The organism is Burkholderia sp. (genome assembly GCF_018375725.1).
Lineage (GTDB): Bacteria > Pseudomonadota > Gammaproteobacteria > Burkholderiales > Burkholderiaceae > Burkholderia.
On sequence record NZ_JAHACR010000321.1, the window covers coordinates 1 to 4530 of the forward strand.

Sequence of the window (4530 nt, forward strand, 5' to 3'; positions counted from 1 at the left end):
AAGTAGATCGCGGCCGGCACCCAGACAAGCCCCGCGCCGATCGCGGGCAACAGCGACAGGAACGCCATCAGCGAGCCCCACAGGATGACGCCCTGAATCCCGAGAATCCAGAAGATCAGCCCGCCGAGCGCACCCTGCACGAGCGCGACCGCGATGTTGCCCTTCACGGTCGCGCGCACGACGGTCGTGAACTTCGTCAGCAGCAGGTTCTTGTGTTCCTCGTCGAGCGGCAGCGCGCGGCGCACGCGGCGGCCGATCTCGCCGCCGTCGCGCAACAGGAAAAACACGAGGTACAGCATCACGCCGAAGCTGACGACGAACTGGAACGTGTTCTGTCCGATGCTGACCGCCTGCGTCGCGACGAACTGGCTGATCTGCGCGGCACCGTCGGTCAGCTTGCGCTGGATGCCGGGGATGTTGGTCAGCCCGTACTTCGCGAGCAGCCGCTGGATCGACGTCGGCAGCGCGTGGATGAATTCCTGGAAGTACTGGGTGTAGTTCGGCTGCGAGGTCTTGAGTTCCTGGTACACGTATGCGATTTCCTGCACCAGGGTGGCGGTCACGAACACGAGCGGCAGGATCACGATCAGGATGATCAGCGCCATCGTCACCAGGGCGGCGAGATTGCGGCGCTTGCCGAAGTACGCGGCGAGCCAGCGCTGGACCGGCTGGAACAGGATCGCCAGGATGGTTCCCCAGAAGACCGCGCCGAAAAATGGCGCGAGAATCCAGCAGAGCCCGACCGTGACGGCGAACAGCAGGAAATGGAAGAATTTTTGGTGGTCTTGTCCGCTATCCATGGTGGCTATCGCGTATCGGTTTGAAAAATCTCGAGGCCCGGGCAGGGTATTCGGGACGGCCCGAACCGGAGTATGCCCGCAAAGGCGCGACCGTCATAGATGCGCGGCCGCCACACGCAAAAACGCCGCGGCCGGAGCCGCGGCGCTGACAGCGCGAGTGTGCGCCCTGTGACGTCAGAGATTCAGGCGCGAGACCTTCGTGCCATTCACCGACAGGTCGCCCATCAGGCCGGCGTTGGTCAGTACGATCACCTCGACCGGCGCGGTGGCCGTCGTCGTGTCGATGGCGCCGTTCGCGCCCATCTTCACGAGCGCGACCGATGCGTCGGCGCCGGCCGCCCAGCCGTCCGACTTGCGGAACGTGTCGAGCGCATCCTGCGTCATGAACAGGAAGATCACGGCCTTCGACTGCGCGCCGGCCTGCAGGCCCACGGACAGCGACGACGTGTTGTAGTAGCCGACCGTGCTGCCGCCGGTGCGCAGCGCGCCGTTGCCGGTTTGCGCGCCGACGATGAAGCCGGCTTGCAGCACGCTCGGGAACACGAGCACGCCACGCGACTTCGCGATCAGTTCACGCGAGCCCGGCACGGTCGAATAGAGGCGCGACAACGTCGCGTTCACGCTGGCGTCGATTGCTTCGCGCTTCGAAGCATTGGCCGCGGCCGGTGCGCTCTGGTTGGGCGTGGTGGTGCAGCCGACGAGCGCGAGACTGCCGATCACGACAGCCGCAGCCGCTTTCATGACGAGCGATTTTTGCATGATTGTTTCTCCATCGTTGTTTGTCTGGTTGAGGGCCGCGTGATTGCCGGCATGGCGTCAACGGCGGGCAAGGAGCAGCCCCGCGGCGAACGCGAGACCTGCGACGACGCCCGCGGCTCGCCACGGATTGTCGTGCACGACCTGCGATACGCGCTCGGCGGATTCACGCAGCCGGTCGGCCGCCGAATCCGACGCGTGGTCGAGCGCGTTGCGTGCTTCGTCGAGCCGCGCCTGCACGCGTTTGCGTAACGCGGCGATGTCGCCGTCTCCGTCGCGTTTCAGCAGATCCTCGAGTTCGTTCACGAGTTCTCGCAGATCGTCCTGCATGTTGGCGTTCAGATTTTGCGCCGCGGAACGGGCGCTGCGCCCCACGCGGCGACCGGTACGGGCGATGTCGGACAGGCCGCGGTCGAGCTTGTGTTCAAGCGAGTCGGTGGCAAACGTCATGATGATCATCCTCCTTTGAACAGTTGAATTGAAAGATAAGACGAATCCCTGCAAGAAGTGTGATTCACCCGGCGCAATGGAGTTTCGGGGCCCGCGCCCGATTCGTCGGCTGATTGCCCGGGCAGCCCCGTCAGGTCTGGCTGCGCGGCCGGTCATTTTTTTTTGCTTTTGCGGCCGTCGGGTTGCCGCGGCATGTGTGTTGCGTATTGTCGAATGCTGCGATCCGGTCAATACGACGTATTGCGAAATGCGGATCGGTAATTATTGGACTGCTCGTGTGATGTCTGCCCGCGTTCGTGCCGTTGTCCTGCATCGCCGATGTGATCCGGCAGCACGATATCGATGACGACCGGAATCGGCGATGGGCATGGCTGCGTCGCCGCAGCCGCAGCCGATCGGCAAGGCGGCCGCGCCGGAAGAGACCGGCGCGACAAAGGCGGTGGCAAGAACGAGTGACGTCGACAGGGTACGCATGGGGACGATCCGGGCGCCAAAGAAGCTGAAAGATCAGGCGGGCATGTTGACGGCAAAACGCGGCGAAAGGGCGGGACTATGTCGTTCGACCAGGCGTGCCGGCGATGCCGCATGCGCGAACCTTCGGCATGCGCGGCTGCAGGATGCCGCGCCGCGCCGGTGCCGGCTCGCCGTGACATCGTTGCGTGGTTCATCTGGTTGCACGATGCATCGGCCAATGGGTTTGCACATCGGAACAGGCCTGTCTTTGATCAGCGACAAACCATAAAAAGATTGCGAATCAAGAAAAGTGAAGTGAAAGCGTTTTGAATGATTTGCTGGATGATGAAGATTTTGTTGCGATTTTATCCATGAATTACCGGTTCATGAATCGCTGCGTGGTGGATTTTACCGATTTGAGGGGTGCGGCCGATGAGGTGTCAATTGCAATGCTCGATGAGTTGGCAAAAAATCCTTATACAACAAAGCTTTGCATAATTAGATATAAGGATTTTGTAAAAAATTCAACCATGAAAATTGTGCGCGTGGATGGCATCTTGTTTCATTGCGTAACATAAAGTGACTGTCATATTGAGAGAAACCCTAGGGATGGTATGCTTCGTGCACAAAAATTCCCGCATTGGAGCGAGACAGTGATTTGTGCGTCATTGCCGTGAATATCGGCACCGCCGTTGTGCGTCATGCGGCGGCATGCACAATCGGATAACCATAATGTGCAACCTGGCCGCCCAGCGAGTCGATCGCGAAGGCGCCGCCAATCGCAGCCCGGCCTGGCTGCGTGGAGAGATCTACTATGTTCTTCGATGAGCTGAACGATGAAGAGTGGGTTCGTCTTTCAACGCTGATCGCCAATGAGCCGATCAGGCTGAATCGTCGCGGCCGGCCGCGCGCCGAGCCGCGCGTCGTCGCCAACGCGGTTCTCTGGATACTGACCACGGGCGAGGCGTGGTCCAGACTGCCCGGCCGTTATCCGTCCGGGCCGACGTGCCGTCGCCGCTACGAGGAGTGGCTCGCCAGCGGCACGTTGCTTCAGATGATCGACGTGCTGAAGCAGTTCAGCGGGCGCACGTTCGCGTATGTGCCGCCGCCGCCCGCGCCTGCCGTGCCCGTGCAGCGCGCGGAGCCGGCGGCGGAAAACGACCGTCTGCGCGGCGTATTCTGGCAAAACCCCGAGTCGTGGCAATTGCCGGCCGCACAGGCAAACGTTTGGCAGGGCGGCGAGGTGTCGCCGGCGGCCGTCGCGACCCGGCGCGGTACGGAGTCGACGGTGCCGTCCGCATTCGCCGTTCCGGGTGCGCCGGCGGCGCAGGCGGAGGTTATGCGTCATGCGCGCGTGTCCACGGCCCGTTTCGCGGTATCCGAGCCGCAGGTCGAAACGCATCGCGGCTATACGATCTACGGCATCGCGCAGCCGGTGCAGAACCTGATGTATCGGGCGTGGGCGGAAATCGTCCTGGACGACCGGCGTGTCGAGCGTTCCGGTCTGGTCGGCCCGCGCTTTACCGATGCAGAGGAAGCCGAACAGTTCGCGCTCGACTGGGCGCGACAGTGGATCGACCGGCATGGCGCGGGCGGCGAGCCGGCGCGTACGCCGGTATTGGCCGGGCTGTCGGTGCTGGCCCGCGCGGAATCGGATATCAAGCGCTTCATCGCGGCACGCGGCGCGGCATCGCTCGCCGACAGCCGCAACGATCCGGTACAGACCGAACGTCGAGAATTTGTCTGCCGCGTCGGTTGAGCAGCGCAGGCGGTGCGTCGCGCGCCGCCTGCGCCGGCCCGCACGGCGGCCGCCGTCTTCGACGGCGCCTGTCCCGTGCGGGCCGGCGTTATTGCCGGCCGTAGGTATCGTCGAAGCGCACGATGTCGTCCTCGCCCAGATACGAGCCCGACTGCACTTCGATCAGTTCGAGCGGCATCTTGCCCGGGTTTTCCAGTCGATGCGACACGCCGAGCGGGATGTAGGTCGATTCGTTTTCCGACAGCAGGAACGTGTCGTCGCCGCGCGTGATGCGGGCGGTCCCGCGCACGACAATCCAGTGCTCGGCGCGAT

7 protein-coding genes are annotated in these 4530 nt (G+C 63.2%); 3 read left to right on the forward strand and 4 right to left on the reverse strand.

Annotation, left to right across the window (positions count from 1 at the left end):
- From KH616_RS21770 to KH616_RS21780, 3 genes are all read right to left on the reverse strand, one after another.
- On the reverse strand, positions 1-800 hold an 800-nt coding region (locus KH616_RS21770; protein ID WP_292250703.1), incomplete at its 3' end, for an AI-2E family transporter.
- A gap of 174 nt (positions 801-974) precedes the next feature.
- Positions 975-1559, reverse strand: a complete 585-nt coding sequence (locus KH616_RS21775) for a YSC84-related protein (RefSeq protein ID WP_292250705.1) — start codon at positions 1557-1559, stop codon at positions 975-977.
- A gap of 57 nt (positions 1560-1616) precedes the next feature.
- Complete coding sequence (locus tag KH616_RS21780; protein WP_292250707.1) at positions 1617-2006, reverse strand: DUF883 family protein; 390 nt, start codon at positions 2004-2006, stop codon at positions 1617-1619.
- Positions 2007-2367: 361 nt separating this feature from the next.
- On the opposite strand from KH616_RS21780, the gene KH616_RS21785 reads away from it, so the two are divergent.
- The 3 genes from KH616_RS21785 (at position 2368) to KH616_RS21795 (ending at position 4218) form a co-directional block, all read left to right on the forward strand.
- Positions 2368-2748 carry a hypothetical protein gene (locus KH616_RS21785; RefSeq protein WP_292250709.1) on the forward strand — a complete coding sequence of 127 codons (381 nt, stop codon included), beginning with the start codon at positions 2368-2370 and terminating at the stop codon, positions 2746-2748.
- 37 nt (positions 2749-2785) lie between these two features.
- Positions 2786-3037 (forward strand): hypothetical protein, encoded by a 252-nt coding sequence (locus KH616_RS21790; RefSeq protein WP_292250710.1) that lies wholly within the window; start codon positions 2786-2788, stop codon positions 3035-3037.
- Between the two features lie 236 nt (positions 3038-3273).
- Positions 3274-4218 (forward strand): transposase, encoded by a 945-nt coding sequence (locus tag KH616_RS21795; RefSeq protein WP_292250712.1) that lies wholly within the window; start codon positions 3274-3276, stop codon positions 4216-4218.
- Between the two features lie 88 nt (positions 4219-4306).
- Here the strand turns inward: KH616_RS21795 and KH616_RS21800 are convergent.
- Positions 4307-4530 (reverse strand): cupin domain-containing protein (locus KH616_RS21800; protein WP_292250714.1); only part of this gene is annotated, 224 nt, incomplete at its 5' end.